Raw genomic sequence first — 20,584 nt, forward strand, 5'->3', positions numbered from 1 at the left:
GTGTGCACAGCTCAAGTGAGACGGGCTGAGGTGATCATGAGCGAGCGTGGGAATATAAGACTGAAAACATTATTTTTCGGTCTTACATCCTATAGTTCCGTCCAGCTGACAGGAACTATAGATGTAACGCAATCAACCGGTTGGCAATTACTGATGCAGATCAAATTATCAATAGCAATTAATGTGACAAAATGTTTTGGTGAAAAATTTAATTTTCTAGATTTTCATCCAATGGTGCAGGCAACCGAATACTGCGCAAAGCAAAAACGGGGAGGCATAAATACTACTGCTGACTTTTAATAAACCTCTGTTTATTCAGTATATAGCATGCAGTTTTTGCAACACTCCTGTGTTGCTTTGTTAAACCCGGCATATTAATGCGCTCAACTTAATCTTAATTATGCATAACGCCCTAACTTGATTTAGCTACGTTATCAACCTGGGACTCTTCCAGCGCCTCCGGAGCTTCTAGCAACTCGGTAATCACGCTGAAGTCACTCACTTCAACGGCACCTAGCCCATAGCCCAACAGATGGAACGAGAACGCCTTACGCGGCTGCGGATTATCGAAACTGAAGTCCATCTCCAACGGCTGATCGGCAGTGACGACCATTTCTGCTGGCAGCCCCAGTGGCACATCCTGCTCCAACTCCTTGGCTTTCAGCAGGATGTAGGCATCCTGCCGGGGATCTAAAGAGCGCACGGTCAGACGCACGCGTGTTTGTGAGCCCTTGGGCATTTCCAGATACTGAGCACCGATCAGGTTGTCGGCCCAGTCATCCTTGATCTGTGCCTGAAGCGGGATGATGGCGGGACTGCCGAATTGGTAATGCTGGTTCAACGGTGTCCGGATCAGCGAATGATCCAGCGCCAAGGCTCTTGCTGTGATTTCTCGTGCTCGTTTGCCGCCGTACTGTCCGGCAAGGGTAGCGTGATCGGCAATGAACCCTGCACTGTTGTAATTCCGGCAGCGCTGTTGAAAGTCACACTCGGTCAACGTGCCTTGGCCATCGTGATAGCGCAGCTTGCCGTTGGTGAACGACATGATCTCACGGCCTGTTTCATAGTCACGAAACAGGGAACGACCGCTTAAGGCTGAAGGGACGGGTAAGGCGAAGTAGTCGAGTATCGAAGCACTCAGATCGACATGCCCGTAGACTCCAGACTTTACCCCAGGCAACTGATCCTGCTCGGGCGCTAACATCAGGTTGAAGCCCCAAGAGGAAGCCAGGCGCACTCCATCGATACCGTGGGATTCGTCCGAGGTGATCACCACCAGGGTGTCTTTCAAGATGCCCTGACGTTCCAGGCCGCTGAGGAATTGCCCGAGAGCATCATCCAGATACCCGACGGCGGCCTCCTTGGGTGTGTCGTAGCGCTCAAGGTAGTCTTCAGGGGCCGAATAGGGTTGGTGGGTGCCAACGGTCAGCAGGGTCAGCATCCACGGCTTTTTCTGCTTTTTCAGTTGGCCGACGTAGTCCAGCGCCCCTTCAAAGAAGGCCTTGTCGTCCTTGCCCCAAGGGAACTCCAGGTAGTTGCTGTTGGTGAACCATTCCAGGCCATGGGTCGCACCGAAGCCAATGTGCGGCATGATCTTGTCTTTGGCCATGAAGCGCAGGCCCGCGCCCTGAAGGTAGTGCGTGGCGAATCCGTTCTTGTGCAATTGGGCAGGGAGGCACGCCTGGTTCCGTTCGTTCTGGGTCAACATCTCAACGCCTTTAGGCGTTCCGTTGTCCAGCTTGTCGTAATCCCCACAAAGCATTGCGTACAGACCACGAATGGTTTGATGGCTATGCAGTACATAATCCGGCGTATTCATGCCGCGCTCTGCCCAACGACTGAGATTCGGCATGAGGTTTTCTTGATAGCTGCTGTGTAGGGCTTTGCGGTTGACGCCGACGTAGGCGCCGGGAATACCTTCCAGTGCGATGATCAACACATTGCGCGCACGCCCCGGTGTCGCGAGCAGTTTCTGTCCGTCCAGATCGAGTTCAGTGAGCCCCGCCATTTTCGGTAGTTCATCGACAGCCTCACCTTCCAGCCACTCTTCCGCGCTTGCCTGAACAGCGCCAACGCTCGCGGCCATTAACTGATGTGGGAGGTTGAACAAGCGCCACTGGTCTTCTTCTGAGGGGTACAGGTGCTGCACACCCCAATGGGCGATCAATAGCAGTAGCGGTGCTGCCCACGCGCTTCGTGGTAAACCCGGAGCGGGAGACAAGCGTCCCAGGTACTGCGTGATCAGCCAAATTACCAGTCCAACAATCAGAGTGGCGGCCAGCCAAGGCTGGGCGAAACCACCACCTGTAGAGTTTTCCAAAAACTGAGGGTCGACCAGGTAGTGCAGGTCAGAGGAGTTTGGGAGTCTACCGACCGCGCTGACCAGTTCGGCAGTCGCCAGAGTAATAAGTCCCCATACCAGCAACACAGGAAGCGCTAACCACCAAGGACGGCGATGCAGGAGTACTATCAGCAGGCTCGCAATTCCCAGATCTGAAAGATAACCAAGTGGATTCGACCAACCCAGAGCCGCACGCAGGCACAAAGGCACGATCAGAACCAACCCGATCAAGGCGATCAGGCGTGCACGGGGTTGTCTTAACCAGCGATGGATAACATTCACGCAAAGGCCTTCCAGACATTAAATCGTCATATAAGTGTGCTGGATGGTATCAAGCGGGGGGACGACTCATCGAGTTATTCGAAAGAGGGACGGTGGATTGAGTCAGTGACGGCATTGATATCGTTTCGGATGCTTGGGCGTAAGCCCTATTTCAGAGGCTTGCGTTGAGGAGTGCTCGCTAACTAAGCCCTTCAGCATCAACTGTTTCATGCTGTTTAGACCCCGCCCCGCGTGCGCGGGCCAAGTGTTAATATATTACCTTTTTAAATGATCCAAAGGATGTTGATGACCAATCATCAAGCTAAAGCCGAAACCCCTAGAGCTGCCGCAATTCTGGCTCGCTTCCTATCGTCGGAATCCGCTGGCGGTCTTGTACTGATGGGCGCAGCACTCGCGGCACTAATTGTGGCCAACTCGCCTCTCTCGCAAGGTTATTTTGCAGCCTTGCACAGTGTCTGGTTGGGCATGTCTGTCGAGCATTGGGTCAATGATGGCCTGATGGCGATCTTCTTCCTGATGGTCGGACTCGAGATCAAAAGAGAGGTACTGGCAGGCGGGCTCTCCACTTGGGGCCAGCGTGCGTTGCCAGGATTTGGTGCTTTAGGCGGCATGGTTGTGCCTGCATTGATCTACATCGCAATCAACTGGGGTAATTCTGAGACCTTGAAAGGCTGGGCTATACCAGCCGCTACCGACATCGCATTCGCCCTGGGCGTCTTGTCGCTGCTGGGTAAGCGAGTCCCGACTTCACTGAAGGTTTTTCTCGCTGCCTTGGCGATCATTGACGACCTGGGGGCTGTGGTCATCATCGCCTTTTTCTACACCACTGGTCTTTCCATGCCGATGTTGCTGGCATCGCTCGCAACCTTGGTCATTCTGATCGCAATGAATCGATGGGGCGTCAGACGATTGTTCCCCTATTTGCTGGTCGGTGGTGTGCTGTGGTTCTTCGTGCTGCAATCGGGGGTGCATGCCACCCTTGCGGGTGTCGCTGTAGCGCTGTGCATCCCAATGGGTAAGCCTGAAGAGGAAGTCCGGTCTCCACTGCTGTTCCTGGAAGAAAAGCTGCACATGTGGGTAGCTTTCGCTGTGGTGCCGATTTTTGGCTTCGCCAATGCGGGTGTTTCACTTGCCGGTATTTCTATGGAAAACCTAGTCGATCCGGTTCCGCTGGGTGTAGCGCTCGGCTTGTTGGTGGGCAAGCAGATTGGTATTTTCCTATTGGCTGCTCTGGCCATTCGTATGGGCTTGGCCAAGCTGCCGGAAGGCAGCAATTGGGCACAGCTTTACGGCGTTGCGCTCTTGTGTGGCATCGGCTTCACCATGAGTCTATTCATCGGAAACCTTGCGTTTGCTGGATCAGCTCACCTGATTGACGAGGTAAAAGTCGGTGTATTGATAGGTTCGACCTTGGCTGCAATAGGTGGTGTCCTGATTTTGCGACGCAGCGCTGCACCTGCCATTACCGCCGGCACGGTTTCCAAGTAAGCGTAAGCGAGCCGGCCACGGAGTTTCTCCATGTTGGAAATCCTGTGGCCGGAACATCGTCTGGCGAAGTGTGGTCATCGTGCTTTACGCCAAAGCCGCTGAGACATCCCCCTGAACGGCTGATTGGCGCTAGCAACTTCGTAGCAACTTTTCCCGTGATCAGCGCAGACTTTCAGTCTCACAACAGTGAGCACGTCGCCAGAAGGAAAACCCTAAGCGTTCAATATCTTCGGCAACACAAACAGGACAAAACCTGTTGGGGTTCTATTTAAGTCGTAGCACCTCGAATGACCTATGTATTCAACCCTATAGTAGGAGACATCTTGAACACTCTTAAAAACCTCCTTTAACGGGTAGTTAGTATGCCTATTAAGCATCTTGTTCAAGCCATAGCAACTAATTCCCCCCTGCATTTGGGCGAGGAGTTTTTCCATAAAGGAACGCACAGTCTCCTCAGGCTGAATAGCTAAGATCATTTTTTCGATAAAACCTAGAGCGGCGTCGAGAGCAAGGAGGCAAGCAGGAAAGCGTCGCTGGCTGCTCAACCGGGGGGCAGGAGGCGCCAGCGACAAACTTTATTTCATTCCGACAGACTTTATCTCGTAGCTTCAACCCTTGTGTCAAAAGAATAAAGGTTGTCACAACACCACTTTAAATTCGTGGCATCTAGGAAAATACCGACGCGTCTGGGGCGCGAAAAGGTTGTCACAAAACTGGCTTTTACAAAAACTCGTATTGTTTTTCAAAGAATAAAGCTTGTCACAACTCTGGGTCAGAGCAAAAGGAGCAAAGGTGGACGGGGTCAAAAAACCAGAATTTTATGATGGTATCTTCCTTGGATAACTGACTGGATCGAGCAGGTGGTTGTCACAAATTTTGACCCAGATGCCGAATTGCTCCTGATACAAAATCGACTCAGCACCAACACGCTGCGCTAACATAGTGGCGGAAGGCCTTACTCACGCAGCAGAGGCCGTGTGCTAGAACAGGGAATGAGATACCGATGGCCTTCACTAAATCGCCCTCGAATTCATCCAATGGATGGCAAATTCAGCTTTTCCGAGGTGATCCCGATTGCGCGGCGTTCTACCAGTGGATTCACACCGAGCTCTCGAAGGCGACCAAAATCTGGCCACCGAAAATCACGAAGCTCACTACTGGCCGAAAGGGCAACCTTGGCGAGTTTCTATCGTACAAGGTCGCTCATAAGTCTGGATTACGCGGGAAGGGCAACGGGTACACGGTGGCGCTAATGGGAGCACTAACTCCGCTTCAAAATGGCGCCCCGACAGGGCTGGACATCACCATCGTCCACTTGGACCCAGGAGGCGACGAGAGCAAGGACTGCCTTTACATCATGGAGGTAAAGACTACTGGCGCCGCCGTGCTGACCTACGCGACCGCACTAATTGACGACTACGACAAGCTTTTGGGGAAAACAACGGTCGCTGGGTCGTTAGGTCAGCGATTTAACTGGCTACAGGGTTACCTGATGGAGGTTCACGAGTTCGATGACGACGCGCTTGAGCGAGTTGGTAATCTTTTCATGCCAGAGGCGAAGGACTGTAAAGGCATTAAATTGCTGCCCACATTGGTGCACGACTGTAGTGTCGGTGATCAGGCGGCTGTTGAAGCGCTGGACAATGTTGCCGTGAAGATTGAACAACAAGGCTGGGGCAAGCAAACTATTGAGCCTTGGAGCATCGCGATAAGCAAGCTGACTCAGTGCCTTGTGCATCTTTCAAATAACGGAAGTACGATGCCATGAACGGCCTCCCTGACTCTGTCAGATTCCTCGAAAGTGCTGCCTCCTCAGCAGCAAAGGCCAGAGGGGTTGAGCCAGTGTTTCCGACCGCAGACCCATTCGATGTAGCGACGGCACTCAAGTGCATCAGTGCATTCCAAGTTCGCGTAGGAGTGGAGGTACTTGAGGCACTTGATGACGAGAGCAATGCGCAGCCTCTTGTCGCAGCAGCTCGGATCTTGCAATCGACGGCACAAAACCTGCGACGTGAAACAAATCCACCGAACGTTGCTGATCTTGATGACTTGTCGTTTCATGCCGCGCTTGCCTTTGCTATGCATGGCAACTTTCCCAGTGCACGCGCTGCGCTTTCTGATGTGTCCTCAGGTTATCTCAAGGAAAGCTTAGTGTTCCGTATGGTCGCAGCGATATGCGACCCGTCCAGTAAAAACGTTCGATACCGTTCGCTCGATGTGAATTTCGACGAGTTTCGTTCCTGGTGGTACCGCGCCTTGCGTCGCTCTAACAAGCGGAGACGTACCAAAGCATTCGAAAATGCACTCGAGCTCTTCACTGAAGCTGCAACGGCAGGAACCATGGCGGAGTATGCACTTTTGCTGGGTGGGCGGATGGCAGCTAACCAAGCGAGACGATTAGCGACCGTTAATCTTTTAGACGACGCACCCGAAATTCCGCGATGGTTTATCCTGCAATCCATCAAAGCTGGCATGGTGACCCTACTGCCCCCGCAGTACATTCTTCTCAGCAAGAAACGTATTGCTATGCATAGACGCAACACCCTATTAACGCTTCCCACAAGCACCGGGAAGACATTTGTCGCTGAAGCGTGTATGGCTGCCGATTTAGCGGATGACAGTTTGTGTGTCTATGTCGCTCCGTATGTCGCCATTGGGGAGCAGGTGAAGGATTCTCTTCGGAAATGCTTTGGTGATGAGGTCCCTGTTGTTTCCATGTTTGGCGGTTTCCAATCTGAGGCTTTAAACAGCTTCGCCGAGAATGAGGTTGTCGTCGCTACCCCTGAACGGTTTGACGGTTGGCTTCGTACTGGTGAAGACCTTGACCGACTGCGTACAGTCATCTTCGACGAGATCCATATTCTTGAGAATGGATCTCGGGGTGCTCGGGTGGAAGGCTTGGTATCAAGACTTCGGCTGCTTCAGCGAAACAATCCAAAGCTTCGCATCATTGGGTTGTCAGCTGTGTTGACTGAGCCGCAGCGCGTCTGTACGTGGCTTGGCGTGCAAGAAATCGACCTGCATCAAATTGGCTGGCGACCTACAGCACGCCGATTAGCCATGTGCCTCGCGAACGGGGATATGTACTGGATCCATGGGAACGACGCGCTTCGTCCCTCGAACGAGCTAGCCACTTCGGCCGTGTCAGAACCGATCAAAGTCAGACTTCCTGGGAAGATAAAACCGGCGCGGTTCGCGAATGCTAATGAGAAGAGTGCGGCCGCCAATGTTGGTGCAATAGCACGAGATCTTTTGATTCGACTAGGCTCGCCCGGTCTGATCGTGTGCCCAAGAAAGCTGGACACACGGCTACTTGCCCGTGAGTTACTGGAAGGCCGAGAGGAGGTTGAGAATGACGACGTTCTACAGACCGCAGCCAACATCCTTGAACGCTACCCTTACTTGAACTTCTTAGCCGAGTGTCTTCGGTATGGAGTGTCGTACCACAACGCATCTCTGCCCTTTGATGTGCGACGCGATATAGAAGAATTAACTCGTGCACGCGCTCTGTCAGTTGTTTGCGCAACCACCACACTCGCTGAAGGTGCGGACCTCCCGTTCCGATGGACTATCGTCGCTCACTGGCTCAGCAGCATGCGTGATGATGGTCGGGTAATGAAGTCGATGACTTTCCGTAACATTGCGGGCCGTTGCGGTAGAGCGGGTGCCTTTTCTGAAGGCGATACGGTTCTCTTCGAAAACTTGATGGGCCCCCCATCCTTGAAGCGGGGGCAGCGAAACAAACGTAGCTTGGAAGAAGTCATGTTTGCATCCTCACCGCTCCAGTCGACGCTTGGGGGCGAGTGGGACGAGACCCCTATCCAAGGGCAGAAACTGCTGGAGGCAACAATCAGTGCGCAATTGCTCGCGTGCATCGGAGAGCATCCCGACGCTGAAGATATCGTGTCAGAACTGACGGAGGCCTCTTACGCTGGGCAAACCGATGGCAAGCAAAACGTACGTAGAATCTTGTCGGAGACCGTCAGCAGAATTTTAGACGATCAGGAGGCTGGCGGTGCAATGGCAGTCATGAACAGCCCAATCAGACTCACGGAATTTGGCCAAGCTGCCAACCTCAGCGGCTTCTCACCCGGAACATGTCGGCTAATGGTGGAATTTCTGTCAGAGGAGTACTTCGAAACTGGCGCGGCGCTCTACAGTGAGCTTCTGGAGCGGTTCAACGACGTTCCCGAGCAGTCGAATGAGACGTTAAAAAAAATCTTCTCCGGAGTTAACCACAGAAATGTGGTTAAGACCTCAAACATTGAAGAGATGCTAAGTAACTTACTATTGCGCATGGACTTACGCCAGGTCTTTGAAGGGCTGCGCAGCAAGAAATCCGCGGCCAAGCCGGACACGGTTGAGACGATGTTCGAGGAATTCGTATCGTTCATTAATGGTGTTGTGGCCAATTTCCTACCATGGATTCTTAGAGCTCTCGGGAAACTTAGTGAGTTCGGAAGCGAAAAGGCTGCTGCCACAGACTGGTCGAAAATGGCTAAGGCGATTGAGACTGCGTTGAGCGCTAGAAGCGGCGATACAGAATTCGACGACCTGCTGATTCCAGTTGAATAGCCCCGCCTGGTCACGGCGTTGATCGCCTGGTTGTTCGCCTTCTGGCCACCAGGTATGTGTGTGGTCCATCTGACTCGGGTGATATATAGAAATGACTGAAATTGAAGAGAAAGTGTTCGCTGATCGTGTGCTGGGGAAGCTATTTGGCTTCCCGAAATGCTGCGTTGACTTCTACGTTGGAAGCACTTCCGATGCCCTGCGACGCACGAAAGGATTTCCTGGTATTCGGTTGTGTGAAAAATGCCGGGATAAGGAACTTGAAGAGGTTGTCACCGACCTGAATAGCCGCCGAATTTGTCCGCAACCATTTCCGATAGGACCGACAGAGAAGGACTACCAGAGCCTGGCTGCTGATTCTCGATTCACTACGGATGAGCAGGCTTGGTTGCTGGCCAACAAGAATCGAGTCGTCCCGCCAGAAGATCCTTTCCATCAACTGCTGTTGGACTTCCATCGGAGCATGAATGAGCTCAACGCAAACACTGAAGCATCCATCGCCGCAGAACCGCAACGAGAGAATTTTTTTCAAGCGGTGCGAGAGCTGAATGGAGACGAGATGATCGGCGTGGTACTCAATCGGATACACAAGGCTATGCATGCCCGCGTGGTGGAGCAAGTGAAGGCAGGGTATCTGAAGGTGTAGCGAAGGAGGAAAACATTGAGGGAGGGCCAACATAGGAGACGCCGTCTTCTCGTTTCCGGCCTTTACGGGTAACGGCTCCCTTAGCCCCTGATGCACTTGATAGCAGCGCCCTCTAATGACAAAAGGCCTGAGATGAGCCAGGCCTTTTGTTTTCGCGCGTTAAATCCTTCCCTTAGCCATTCTCTCGATAGCCATCGACATAGTGCTCGAAGCAGTCATCACACAGCGGGCCGAGTTCGACTTCATGCGTAGCGGGTTCGCCACACTGCTCGCATTCGGCACTTTCTAGCCTAGCAGCCACTTGGCAAGCGGGGCACAAAGGGTGGAGTGGGTTGAGCTCGTCGTCGACAAGGTCGAAGTCAGAAGCCAAGAAGCCTTCTTGGCAATTCATGCAGTCGTAGCTCTCATCATCAAAGCCTTCGTTAGTTTGAGAATCGGTGTGCATGCTAGTCATATCAGCGAATCTCCCCCGGCATCTTTGTAAACACGTCCGATAACCGGCCCAAAGCCACTCTCGTGGAGGGCTTTGGTCAATACTTGGGAGCCGAACACCATCCCGTTTGCGGTTTGATATACCTGCATACCCATGATGCCGTAGCTCTTCTGAATGAGGCGTTTGGAGTCACGATGACCGCCATCCACTGAAAGCAGCGCGCACTGAGCGGCCCCCAGGTAATCGCGGCGCATGAAGCAGAACTCAGCCAAGGCCGCCATCGCATCTGGCACCTTGTTTTGATACGCAGCGACCAGGTACTTGACGCAATCTGCAGAAAACTCGCCAGCCACCGTCGCAAGCAGGACACCGGCTAAATATTGCGAATAAACATGCCCTTGATCGGCAAGCTCACGAAATTCGCGAAGGTTTTCTGGGGATGTCCAGATAGGGTAGTGGGTGAAGTTCTCTCGCATGGTCACATGCTCTTCAGGGGTCATCTGCATCGGTGGAAGAGGGCCTGTGCTGTCGAAGGCCTCCTGAAACCGCGTAATCATCGATTTCTGAGCCTCAGAGATGAGAACGCTGTAGGAGCGGCCGAACTGCTTTTGCGTGTAGCTCTCGAAGCATTGAAGAAGTGACTGTTCAGAGTCGCGGGAGAGCTTCGCAGCCTTCCGCAGCTCGGCGATCGTAACCTTCTCTCCGCTGGGAAGCTCAAAACGGATCTTGCCGTTTTCGAAGACGTTGCACATTTCTGTGAAAATGCGCTTCGCATGGCCATTGAGCTCCAGATCAAGCTCAGTCAGTGGGACGTGCACTTGGGCGTTCTTCCGCTCTTCACGAGTATTGAGAGGAGAATTTCCATCTGACGGGAGGGCAGCGAAGCTCTTGGAATCGAAGACAGTGCGATCTACCTCAACAGTGAAGGTCTGTTTGAGGATGTCGAGGGTATAACGTTCTTGCGGCATAGGACATTTTCCTAGCCAGGCGATTAGTTCGGTGTGCCACACCACCAGCATGTGCCTGGCGGAGTCAGTTCTATGGTTGATTGATTTTGATACTTACCACAGGTGACGCTACCTTTGATTCCCGTGTTGTGGCCCACGAAGCAGGGGTTAGCCTGACCCAGAGGCTAATGGTGGCTGAACGACATGTCAACTATCGAAGCGCACAAATGGCCTGAGGCGCTGGCAAAACCCGCAGCCCAGCAGCATCCCGTCAACCAGTCTGAGTTGGGTCTTACCTAGGGGTAGGTTTTGCTATCGAACTATTCTGGACCAGAGCCAAAGACCTTTTTTGGCTAGCCGTCCTCAGTACCTTCCTGGGCTCCTTCCGCGGAAGTTTGATCAAAGCCGGGCTTACGGCCCACGCGGTGGCGACCCTTATCCCCTGGACGAGCATGGCACGGGCATGACGATCCCTGGCCAGGGTGTGCGTTCTCGACCGAAGCATAGTCCTGCGTGACCGGAGCCTGACTGGTCAGGCCACGGTCACGCTGCTGGCGCGGGGGCCAGCGCTTGCCGACCTACAAAAAGCTCCCTGTAACCACGCAGGAAATACTTGTTCGGCTCCTTCTTCTTGGCGTCTTCCGAATGCTCGCGCGACAAGTTGGCCAGCAACCCGCAATTGATGAGAAATGCATTCGCCCGGGGGATGCGTTTTTCGGGAACACCGGTCTTTTCGCAGATCGTTTCGAATGACGCCATGGTGTAGGGCGTTTTGTTATCCCGGGCGAAAGCGAAATAGAGGAAGAGCTTGAGTGCATCCAACTCGCAGACCGACCGCTTCTGGAACAGCTGGAAGGGCTCGATCAGCGTCTGCTTCAAAGGAACGTACAACGCCCTCGCGGGCAGCTTGCACCAGTTGCCGGTGAAGTCGTAGCCAGTAATCAGGTACCGGCATTTCCGGCCTTGTTTCTCCGTGGTGATCCGCCCGGCCGCCACTAATCCGTCCAGTCCCGTTGCGACCAGCTGCCGACTCAGATTGGTGATCCGCATCAGATCGCTATAGGTGATATCTGCAACCATCTTGCAGCCATCTGTACGCCAGTCCTCTTCTGCGACAGTCAAAAGCGCGATGTACAACTGCAGCGCAGCGATTGCCTTGGAGCGCTGCACGGTGCTGGAGTTCGCCCATCCGAAGTCACGCAGGCCTCCTCCCTTGATCCACAGCGCTGGCATCTTCACCCAAGGAAAAATCCTCATTTGCCTACTCCTTGCTGCAAACCAATGACGATGATCGCAGCGAAGACTGCGAAAGACAGAATGAGCGGAACTAGCTTGTCCGCGTTAGGTGCGAGCTTTTCCAGAGCTTCTACAACTTTGCGAAAGTTATTCACTTTGTTAGGTCTCAAATGGCTTTTGATGGGACCTTTCTACCGAAATCGGGAAACCTCTCTCTAGATATAGGTGACGCGACTTTTCAAAAAACCCGCTAAAAAAACTTTAAAAATCATATTGTTATGATAAAAAAATGAAGTCTTTTATGATCCTTAATTAGTTCACGAATGGTCATTTTTGAGCTTTTCAGCGTGAATTTTCTGGCCTGGCAAGCCATCAACAGCCCCTACCCACGCACGGCCCTCTCCAACTGCAAAATCAGCGATGGGCATGCCGAGCAACGGAAAGGCCTAGCGAGCCTGCTCAGTCAGCCTCATTCGCTCGTCGCTGACCTGTCGTAGTCGCTTGAAATCAAAAAATGGATTGCCGTACAAAAAACTCGGCGAGCGGACATCCGAATTTCTGTCAGGACGAGCATGTTCGTGGTCAGGGAAAAACGGGAGGTCGTGATGATCAGGAGCAGAGTCCGCCCGGTACACCTGCTTTTTTTCTGAAGGGCTGAAAAGCATGTAGGAGTAATTCATCAGCGACTTCAGCCGCAGTAGCCACCACCAGCCGTGCGGCAGGTCAATTCTGAGGTGCCATCCCTTTTCACGCTTCTCCGCACTCGCAGCAATACCTCCAAGCTCTTCAGCGACCATGGCATGAACGTGTGGTATCAATTCGTCAGGGATGAATTCGCTTCGACCGAACTCGGGGATATCTATCGAGAGGGAAAACAGCGTGCCCAAAAACTTCAGCACATTCGGCTGTTGTTTGGCCTGTTCTAGGTGCAGCCTACAGAGCGGCAGCTGGATGAGTGTCCCGCTACCAGGCACGCTGGCGATTGTGGTTCTGGCGCTGCTGATTGCAGGCTCCTTGCAGGCGAGGCAGGCACCCAGGCTAGAAAGGATCAAGGATCTGGCTACGGTAGTGTTGGCGAAACGCCCTTCAGCCAGATCAGCAGCCTCTTTGGTGGTCGACGTCACCCACCGATGCCAAGCAGCGTAGACGGAGCGGGCAGCCGGGGTGTCGAGAGCGCTGTAAAGCGTTCGAGTATCCGCGACAGTTACCCAATCGGAAGACATCGCTTTGACATCGTGAAGCGGCCCTCTATATCGATAGCTCCTCAGAGCACCACAAAAGTCGGACTGAGGGTAAATCAGTACGCCCTCCTGTTTGTTTTTAATCCAATATTTCACAGGTGCGGCGTCAATCAGTCTCTGCCAGACCTCGAACCTGTAGGTCACGCTTTCACATACAAAAGATAAGCGCCGCTCTACGAAGTCGAAGTTCTTGAATGAGATAGCGGCAATGAAGAGGTCTATTGTTGATGCCTCCGGAAGAGGCCCGTCCATCTCATCCAGTAGCGAGTCCAGGTTGAAAAGCTTCCAACGGTGATCGTTATCCATACCAGACCTCCCAGAAATCTTACTTTGCTCTACTGCAGCCGGCAGAACGACCTACGGGACTTGAGAAGTGCTAACGACTCAAAGCCTGTCAGCAAGCCCTTGCTCTCGAAGGCTGCACCCCTTGGCCTGTTACAGCAAATGGGTGATGGTCCATCCTTGATCGGTCAATGCCGTTTTACACTCGTCTGAAACCCGTTCTGCATTGACTGCCAAGCACAGAAAGCTTGTAGGTCGCGACATACCGACATACAGGTTTCGAAATTGAGAAAGCTGAGTCTCAGGCATTTTAGCGTAGCGAGTATCAATCCCAGCAATGATGGGTAATGCCAGCTGTAGGTCGAAGCGACGACTTGGATGGCCTAGAGACTCCATGACGAGGGTCGCCAGATGCGTTTCGCCTTTCATCGAGGCGAGGGTACCGATATGAATATCTAAGCTGCGACCATTTTTTTCGATAGAGCACATGGACCGGTGGGCTCCGTGAATAGCCATGGCCTCTGGTCGCTCAAAAACCGGGAGCGCGGCGAATATCTGTGGCGTCATGTGATTTGGGAGCAACGGGCGCAGCCTCACGTATAAAAAATTCACGATACGGATACGCCTAGCTTCATCCGCATCGCTCACGTTTTTCATGCACAGATCACGAATCAGTAGCCGGAAGGCTGAAACATCTTCATCAGCATCACGCAGTTTTCGAATTAACTGATGGTCGGTTTTCAAGCCTTCGACAATTTCTGCCTTGGCCGCGCGCAGTACCAGAAACAGCGCTCTGCGGATCTCCTCAAATCGTGATGAGAACGATGCGTTTACGGCAGGCTTGGGCCCCCCGAGAAGCGCCCAGAATCGCACAAGCTTGAGTCCGGGTGATTGGTCGCCACCCGAAGCCGGCCAGTAGTCCAGGAGAGTACGGCCAGCTATCTGTGTTGGAGCATCGCCCTGTTTGCGAGCGCAAAGGGCTTTGACTTTTCCACTAGTCAGATCGGTATCGCTGAACCGGTCTAGTACATGGTCTCCAAACGTCGAGATCACTTCCTGTACTCGCCCGGTGCTGTAGACGATCAGCATGGACGCGTGACGGTCTTCGCCCTCTCCGGTAATAGCGGTACCTGCCAGCTGTGCTCTAGACACGGACTTAGCGATGTGGGGACCGAAGCGCTTGCTGGAGGAGATCGGAAGTACGTCGCCTCGAGGGAAAGTCAGGTTTTCCGCGCCTTCCGAGCTTCCAAGGATTCGTTGGTTGATGTCGCCGAAGCGCTGAATGATGACAGTCTCATCGAACATCAGCTGCAACAAACGCTCTTGCTCCCAGGACGTGTCCTGCATTTCGTCAATGAAGACGATAGGGAACCGTCGGGATAGCTGGGTGCGAACCTTAGGGAAAAGGGTCAACAAACGTTCTGCGTACGCGAACATGTCCGCGTGCCGGAAAATCCCTTCAGCGGCGAGTTTTTCTTTGATACCGACGATTGTCGGAAGGGTTTTCGCGCCTGGTTTAGGAAGCGAGCCAAACTCGCTGGCGAGGTCCAGAGAGGCACCTTTGTAGACCAGCCCCTCTAACATGGGCGTTACGCTCGCATTCTTTTGCATGTACAGATTCAAGCCAAAGTTAGCTTGGGCTAACGCCAATGCCCGGCGAGCAAAGATATCGTTGTCGATCACATCGACAGTCATCCCATTGCTTCGCAGGTAGGGCAGAGCCAGAAACTGATTCACCATGGCGTGAATCGTCCCGATGAAGTGGGGATGCGTGAGCAGGCGACTCCCGTCATGGCTTGTACCTAACCGATGTTGAATCTCATCACGGGCGACATTGGTATGGCTGAGCACACAAACGCCTGCGCGGCTTGAGATCCATCTGCGGCTCAGCATCAGGAGCTTCGCGGATAGTACCGTTGTCTTGCCACTGCCTGGCGCGGCGTTGATGTCACGAGACTGGTTCTCCAGCAATACGGCACGCCGCTCTTGATCATCGAAGTTCAAGTCGGGTGTCAGTTCGCGTAGAGCCGCAAGATCGGCAGCATTGATCACAGGGACTGTCATGGCTTAGCCCTGCCAGTCAGATGCCGTAACGCCTGCTGTAGGTAAGGCGGCAGCTTGTTGAACAGCTCATCGCCTTTCCCATAGTCGCCTGTTGAAATCAGGTGAGCAGCGTATTGGGCGGTGATCGCTTTTGATGCCTCTTTTTCAACGAGCGGCTGATAGATGAGTGACGCCAGCTCCACTGGCGTGTGCCCAGCGTTCGAGAGTTCTTTCCAGCGCTCGCCTGCCTCGACGATCGTCTTCTTCTCATCGTCCTCCGTCAGCCGTTCACCCCTCGAGTCTGCCTTCTTCGCCAAGTGAATCGCGTCATGCATCAACTGGGCGCATCCGTGAAGGGCGAGATCAAATTCCAGGGTCCAGTTGTCTGAGACACAGACAATTGTGCTGCCACCCTGCGCGCGGTCAACCTTCGTTTTGACCAGTGCCTTGATCTCCTCCGGCGTATAGTCCTTTTCGAATCGTTTACGATTGTTCTTGGGAGGAGATATGTAGGCGGCCTCATTGGGAACGATGTCACGATCCGTAATGCAGGCGACAGGAATGGGAATCGCCGAGCCATCAATCGGCTGCAAGATTCGCGCGTAGTGATAAAGCCCAACTCCGCCAACATTAACGCAAGAAATGCCGTGTTCGTTGAACGAGTATCCTGAAGCTGCAGCCAGAGCAGGCAGCAGCAGCGCCTCTGCTGGCCCTTCCACGATCGCAACGCCGCGAGCGAAGAACAGATTCGCTTTGGTGGCATCGATAAAGCGCCTCAAAAACTCGTAATCACTTTTCAGCAATTTGGTCTTCCCGTGAGCCAAGCTGAATAGTTGCGCACGGTTTACCAAGGTCAGACTTGCGATGTCCGCACCCGCCGCCAGAGATGGGCTGTGGGTAGTCATGATGATCTGAACAGGGCGGCTATCTGGCTCCGCCGCGCTGGAGGTACGTTCGAGGAGCTGCTGAACGCGCTCCTGCAGTTGCGGATGGAGATGGGCCTCGGGTTCCTCGATCAGCAGCAGTCCGAGTTCATCACCGTCCCGCAGCAGAACCAGTTCGGTCGCCATGAACAGAGCGTTGTTATAGCCGAGTCCGCGAATGCACCGCTCACCTGGATCGATGGTGGAGGATGGCAGCAGTGCCAATTCGAAGCGCTCCAGAATGGGCTGCAGGCCCAGCTCCGGAGCGATCTGGATACGAGAGGACAAAGCATCGCCGGCAAACGCGAACTTGTTCAGGTAGTTGTCGTTGATGTCGTCCTGGACGTCTCTGATGACCTGATGCTCGCCCAGGTGATGCTGAGCAAACGCCATCAGCCCGACCAGGTTGCTAGGGACGGTACCAGGAGCCGCGAGGTCAAAATCATTTTGCTCCTGCCCGTCAATGCGTTTATGAGCGCCCAAAATTTGGGACAGCCGAGACTGGCGACCAGGGCGCAGCTCGGCTTCGGCATCTCGAAGGGGGCGCAAGTAGGTGGCTCGGATGAGCTCGCGAACCGCCGTGCCGATCTCTGGCCCCGTGCCGTTCGGGCCCGAGCAGGTGATTGCCTCGACCCGTCCGCGTTTGTTGGCCTTCGGTGGTATCCAACGCGCCTGCAGATAAACGATCAAGCTATGAGACCCGTCTGCTTCGTGGGTCATCCATTCGAGAACTGAGGCTTCTTGCTCGGGGTCTAGGTCCACAAGAGTGGCTTCGATGAATAGAGAGCGTGCTCGTGTCGAGCCCGTGATGTGAAAGTCAGTTTCGAAGAGGCGAATGAACTCGTAGCTGGTTGTCCACAGCACGTAGCGAATCGCGTCGATTACAGAGGTTTTGCCGGAATCGTTTTCCCCGACAAGGATGTTCAGTCCGGGGGCAAGCTCCCAATCAAGTGAGGGGGCAACCGTACCGTCGCCAAACGCCCGAAAATTTGACGCCCTGATCCGCTTCAAATGCATCTTGCTTCTCCGTCCTGTTGGAAAGCCTGTCCCGGATGGCGTAAGGCAGTCCGTGCACTCTGTGGGTGTGATTGGCTTTTATCACGGGAGAAAGCGGGTCGGAAGGGTAATTTAGTAGCAGGGAGCCATTACTGAGGATGGGATGCGAACTCCACGGGCATTTGGACAAGCATGTTGGGGCTATGGTGTGCTGCACGACGGCAAACGCTATGAGGCGCACCTGTGTGAGACCTTTGCGACCATCGCTTACCTCCAACAAGAGCGGAGGATGGCAAATCTGTTCGAGGATATACCGCAACCGCCCGATGAAGACTTCGGGCTGGTTGCCAAGGATGACTTTTTCCGTGATGGCCCATGACTAGCGGCTTCTGAAGCAGACGCTCACTGCGGCGTGATCATGATTGGTGGAACGTCAGCCGCAGTGAGAGGAAGGCAGGATGGTTACGCGACCAGTTGAAGCCGAGGGGCGAGAGCAAGGTAGTCTTTAGGCATTGTCGCCAGGATTCGTGCGACTTGGGCTTGTGGGAGCTTGGCAGAAAGCAGCACCTCAAGCTTTTCAATACGCTCTTGTACTGCCTGGGCACGATCCCACTGAACGCTGAACCTCTTGGCCGCTACTTTCTGTTCTACGAGTACAAGATGCCGGTTGCAGTCGTAGGTATAGCGCATCGTGACTTTGCTCGGCGATTCCTCCTCGACCGCCTCCGTGAAGGTCAGCTCGAAGATCAGCCCGTCAGAGGTCTTGCGTGCGGAGGACTCGACATACTCATCCTCAAAGAGGTTGTCGACCAGCTCACTGGGCTGAACGCCACGGGTTACGTGGAGGGTCGTGAGCTCGTCAACAAGCGATTTGATGGATTCGAGACTCATTTCAACATACCCCTCAGTTCAGCCATGATTACCTCGACATGCTCAATGGACCTGGACAGCGCATTTGTGTCCCGTTCACCGACCTTACCGAATTTTTTCACGAGCTTGGCATTAATAAATCTCACCAGTATACCGTCGTTGGGCATGGTGGATTGAATTCCCACTAGGTGGCGGCTGAATTTCGGATAAAGAGTAGACGCTTTCTCGTCGATCCCGAGGTCGCTGAGCAGCGTCGCGACTTCATCTTGGGCCTTTTTTGTGAGTATCTCGCGTAGTTGCTTTCGGGCGATTTCAGGCCGTTTTGCCACAAGATTGGGGTCAATCGTCTGAGCAGCCTTCCTGGTTTCAGCATTGATGATGAGGCTCTTGAACTGCGCCAAGGTGGCTTCATCGTAATCTGCAAGCGCAGACATGGCCTGCAGCTTTTGGGTCGCGATGGAATCGATTTCAGCCCGTTTTTCGAAAAAAATCTTGTTGAAATCGAGGTCATCTAGGTAGGAGTCTTGATCGCTCACGAACGCATCAGATGAGGTGACGCCGGCTAAGGAATGTTCTTTCCTCGTGTACTCTGTGTCGGTGATGGTGTACTCGCGCGTTCGTTGATGCTGGGCACGGTCGACTTCTTTCTGGAAAGAGCCCCACATCGAATCCAGACCAGTTTCCTCGTGATAAATCACTACCGCATTGTTGTCCACCTCAAAGGCTGTGATCTCTTCAGCCGGGATTGCACGAAGCACACGGCCGACGATCTGCGCAAACGCGTTGATGCTGCGATAGGGACGGAACAAGGCAAGCACTGTGAGGTAGCGATGGTCATAGCCCTCCATGAGCATGTTCACGGAAATGACAACGTCGCACTCGTGGTTGTCGATCGCCCGGAAGGCTGCATCAAGATCTGACTGCTCCATATCGCTGTGCACGATAGCCGCAGTCAGGCTCTTGGACTCGTACCAGGTCTGGAGGTCTACCGCATGTGAAATGCTGCACCCAACAGCAAGGATCTTATGCGGCACTTTTGGCGATACCTTACGTAGCTCGCTAAGATTGGCTATGCTTCGCTCAATCACATCCATAGAGCATTCAGGTGAGAGCGCTACGCTTCGTTCTAGCCACTCCTTGTCCTTCAAGGCAAGAACCTCATCCTTAGACAGGCGAACATCCGGCTGCTCTGCCAAGGTAAAGTAGAGTTCGTGCGCATTGACGGTCTCTTTCCTCAACCACTTGACGTACCGATCCCGCATGACTTCGGAGAGAGGCGTTTCGTGGATCAGCTTTCCTGGGACTTCTTGTTTGTCACCACGGAAAGGGGTGCCAGTGATGAAAATCTTTTTGGCCTTCGCGAAATATCCAAGCGTTCTTTGCCACGTCTCGGCCGGGGCATGGTGACCCTCATCGATGATGATGAGATCGAAGAAGTCTCGCGACACGCGCTTGGTTAAGCACCCCGCCCGCTCGCTATGGATCTGCTGAATGTTTGAGAAGACGAAATGGCTCTGCTCCAAGCTAGAGGAGAGAGTCTTGGAGTTGTACTCACAGATAACTGGAAGATCATCAGCACTGAAAATAATGTCCTGATTGATCCAGAAATTGTCTTCCAGAAGCTCTTGGGTCTTGCGGATGCTCTGCTTCGTTACGAGATTAGGCGTTACGATCAATACCCTGCCGTTGGCCAGCCCAAAGGGTACGATGGAGATCAGCCCACTTTTCCCGGTTCCGGTGGGCAGCACAATCAGCGCATCTTCGCCAGAGCTAGCGAAGTGATCCTGCGCCTTGATGTATGCCTCAATTTGGGGCGTACGCAGCTTGGTGTTGCCAAGAATGTTAGCCGCCGTTTCGAAAAAGTAATTCATAGCCAGTCGCGATTCCTATCGGCGGCGCGCGCCAAAGTGCCCGCATACTGAGCAAATGCTCGGTGACAGGCGAACAGAGGTATGAGGGGTTTAGGTGCAACAAAGCAGAGCATTGAAATATCCATATTTCGAGCTCGCCGTCATCAGGCTTCTGACAGCAGAGCATTTGGGCTGTTAAGCATTGTAACCGACTTCAGTGGTCACGCTACGGATGCCTTGCCGACCTCTATATACCAAGCCACAGAAATGCACAGCCATATCCCGAGGATCGCTCCGCGTCCCGTACCCAAGGCAGGAGCCGTTGCGGAAGTTCCGCACGTTCGGATCTGTGCGGGGTGCGGCAGGTAACTGCCGTCCCTACCGCGACCCCTCCAATGAAAATTCCAGTGATTGTGGGCTTTTTAGGGAGAGGT

The 20,584-nt window shown here is 53.6% G+C and carries 14 protein-coding genes; 5 read left to right on the forward strand and 9 right to left on the reverse strand.

The genetic code is table 11. The annotated features are described in order from the left end of the window. Window positions 1-36: 36 nt before the first annotated feature. On the forward strand, window positions 37-300 hold the full coding sequence (locus tag PSH73_RS26690) for a hypothetical protein (RefSeq protein ID WP_128593103.1): 264 nt from the start codon (window positions 37-39) through the stop codon (window positions 298-300). Window positions 301-412: 112 nt separating this feature from the next. Here the strand turns inward: PSH73_RS26690 and PSH73_RS26695 are convergent, their stop codons facing one another. Then, complete coding sequence (locus tag PSH73_RS26695) at window positions 413-2,623, reverse strand: LTA synthase family protein (protein WP_128593102.1); 2,211 nt, start codon at window positions 2,621-2,623, stop codon at window positions 413-415. Window positions 2,624-2,908: 285 nt separating this feature from the next. Between PSH73_RS26695 and nhaA the strand changes: the two genes are divergently transcribed. The 4 genes from nhaA to PSH73_RS26715 all read left to right on the forward strand — a co-directional run bounded on the left by nhaA (window position 2,909) and on the right by PSH73_RS26715 (window position 9,329). Then, window positions 2,909-4,111 (forward strand): Na+/H+ antiporter NhaA, encoded by a 1,203-nt coding sequence (gene nhaA / locus PSH73_RS26700; protein ID WP_057961239.1) that lies wholly within the window; start codon window positions 2,909-2,911, stop codon window positions 4,109-4,111. 1,003 nt (window positions 4,112-5,114) lie between these two features. Then, on the forward strand, window positions 5,115-5,879 hold the full coding sequence (locus tag PSH73_RS26705) for a hypothetical protein (protein ID WP_057437914.1): 765 nt from the start codon (window positions 5,115-5,117) through the stop codon (window positions 5,877-5,879). Further along, window positions 5,876-8,686, forward strand: coding sequence for a DEAD/DEAH box helicase (locus PSH73_RS26710; RefSeq protein ID WP_305461661.1), 2,811 nt, complete (start codon window positions 5,876-5,878; stop codon window positions 8,684-8,686). The genes PSH73_RS26705 and PSH73_RS26710 overlap by 4 nt, the downstream gene beginning before the upstream one ends. Before the next feature lie 91 nt (window positions 8,687-8,777). Continuing rightward, window positions 8,778-9,329, forward strand: coding sequence for a hypothetical protein (locus tag PSH73_RS26715; RefSeq protein ID WP_305461663.1), 552 nt, complete (start codon window positions 8,778-8,780; stop codon window positions 9,327-9,329). 172 nt (window positions 9,330-9,501) lie between these two features. Here PSH73_RS26715 and PSH73_RS26720 read toward each other — a convergent pair whose 3' ends face one another. The 8 genes from PSH73_RS26720 to PSH73_RS26755 all read right to left on the reverse strand — a co-directional run bounded on the left by PSH73_RS26720 (window position 9,502) and on the right by PSH73_RS26755 (window position 20,171). Then, window positions 9,502-9,783: a hypothetical protein gene (locus PSH73_RS26720; RefSeq protein WP_305461665.1), complete on the reverse strand. Its 282-nt coding sequence runs from the start codon at window positions 9,781-9,783 to the stop codon at window positions 9,502-9,504. Continuing rightward, window positions 9,780-10,730, reverse strand: a complete 951-nt coding sequence (locus PSH73_RS26725; protein ID WP_305461667.1) for a hypothetical protein — start codon at window positions 10,728-10,730, stop codon at window positions 9,780-9,782. The genes PSH73_RS26720 and PSH73_RS26725 overlap by 4 nt, the downstream gene beginning before the upstream one ends. Before the next feature lie 522 nt (window positions 10,731-11,252). Beyond that, entirely contained in the window at window positions 11,253-11,966 is a 714-nt protein-coding gene (locus PSH73_RS26730) for a hypothetical protein (RefSeq protein ID WP_004419332.1), read from the reverse strand. 425 nt (window positions 11,967-12,391) lie between these two features. After that, on the reverse strand, window positions 12,392-13,492 hold the full coding sequence (locus PSH73_RS26735) for a hypothetical protein (protein WP_305461672.1): 1,101 nt from the start codon (window positions 13,490-13,492) through the stop codon (window positions 12,392-12,394). 129 nt (window positions 13,493-13,621) lie between these two features. After that, on the reverse strand, window positions 13,622-15,532 hold the full coding sequence (locus tag PSH73_RS26740) for a UvrD-helicase domain-containing protein (RefSeq protein ID WP_305461675.1): 1,911 nt from the start codon (window positions 15,530-15,532) through the stop codon (window positions 13,622-13,624). After that, a complete protein-coding gene (locus PSH73_RS26745; protein ID WP_305461677.1) occupies window positions 15,529-17,451 on the reverse strand; it encodes an ATP-dependent endonuclease in 1,923 nt (640 codons plus the stop codon). Before PSH73_RS26745 ends, PSH73_RS26740 begins: the two co-directional genes overlap by 4 nt. Window positions 17,452-17,892: 441 nt before the next feature. Then, entirely contained in the window at window positions 17,893-18,321 is a 429-nt protein-coding gene (locus PSH73_RS26750; protein ID WP_305461680.1) for a hypothetical protein, read from the reverse strand. Then, entirely contained in the window at window positions 18,318-20,171 is a 1,854-nt protein-coding gene (locus tag PSH73_RS26755; protein ID WP_184316046.1) for a DEAD/DEAH box helicase, read from the reverse strand. The genes PSH73_RS26750 and PSH73_RS26755 overlap by 4 nt, the downstream gene beginning before the upstream one ends. Window positions 20,172-20,584: the final 413 nt, after the last annotated feature.

It is taken from the genome of Pseudomonas sp. FP2294 (genome assembly GCF_030687625.1).
Classification (GTDB): domain Bacteria; phylum Pseudomonadota; class Gammaproteobacteria; order Pseudomonadales; family Pseudomonadaceae; genus Aquipseudomonas; species Aquipseudomonas shahriarae.

Coding starts and splice junctions, on each gene's coding strand:
- PSH73_RS26690 (WP_128593103.1), top strand. CDS start 37: ATGAGCGAGCGTGGGAATATAAGACTGAAAACATTATTTTTCGGTCTT.
- nhaA (WP_057961239.1), top strand. CDS start 2,909: ATGACCAATCATCAAGCTAAAGCCGAAACCCCTAGAGCTGCCGCAATT.
- PSH73_RS26705 (WP_057437914.1), top strand. CDS start 5,115: ATGGCCTTCACTAAATCGCCCTCGAATTCATCCAATGGATGGCAAATT.
- PSH73_RS26710 (WP_305461661.1), top strand. CDS start 5,876: ATGAACGGCCTCCCTGACTCTGTCAGATTCCTCGAAAGTGCTGCCTCC.
- PSH73_RS26715 (WP_305461663.1), top strand. CDS start 8,778: ATGACTGAAATTGAAGAGAAAGTGTTCGCTGATCGTGTGCTGGGGAAG.
- PSH73_RS26720 (WP_305461665.1), bottom strand. CDS start 9,783: ATGACTAGCATGCACACCGATTCTCAAACTAACGAAGGCTTTGATGAT.
- PSH73_RS26725 (WP_305461667.1), bottom strand. CDS start 10,730: ATGCCGCAAGAACGTTATACCCTCGACATCCTCAAACAGACCTTCACT.
- PSH73_RS26730 (WP_004419332.1), bottom strand. CDS start 11,966: ATGAGGATTTTTCCTTGGGTGAAGATGCCAGCGCTGTGGATCAAGGGA.
- PSH73_RS26735 (WP_305461672.1), bottom strand. CDS start 13,492: ATGGATAACGATCACCGTTGGAAGCTTTTCAACCTGGACTCGCTACTG.
- PSH73_RS26740 (WP_305461675.1), bottom strand. CDS start 15,532: ATGACAGTCCCTGTGATCAATGCTGCCGATCTTGCGGCTCTACGCGAA.
- PSH73_RS26745 (WP_305461677.1), bottom strand. CDS start 17,451: ATGCATTTGAAGCGGATCAGGGCGTCAAATTTTCGGGCGTTTGGCGAC.
- PSH73_RS26750 (WP_305461680.1), bottom strand. CDS start 18,321: ATGAGTCTCGAATCCATCAAATCGCTTGTTGACGAGCTCACGACCCTC.
- PSH73_RS26755 (WP_184316046.1), bottom strand. CDS start 20,171: ATGAATTACTTTTTCGAAACGGCGGCTAACATTCTTGGCAACACCAAG.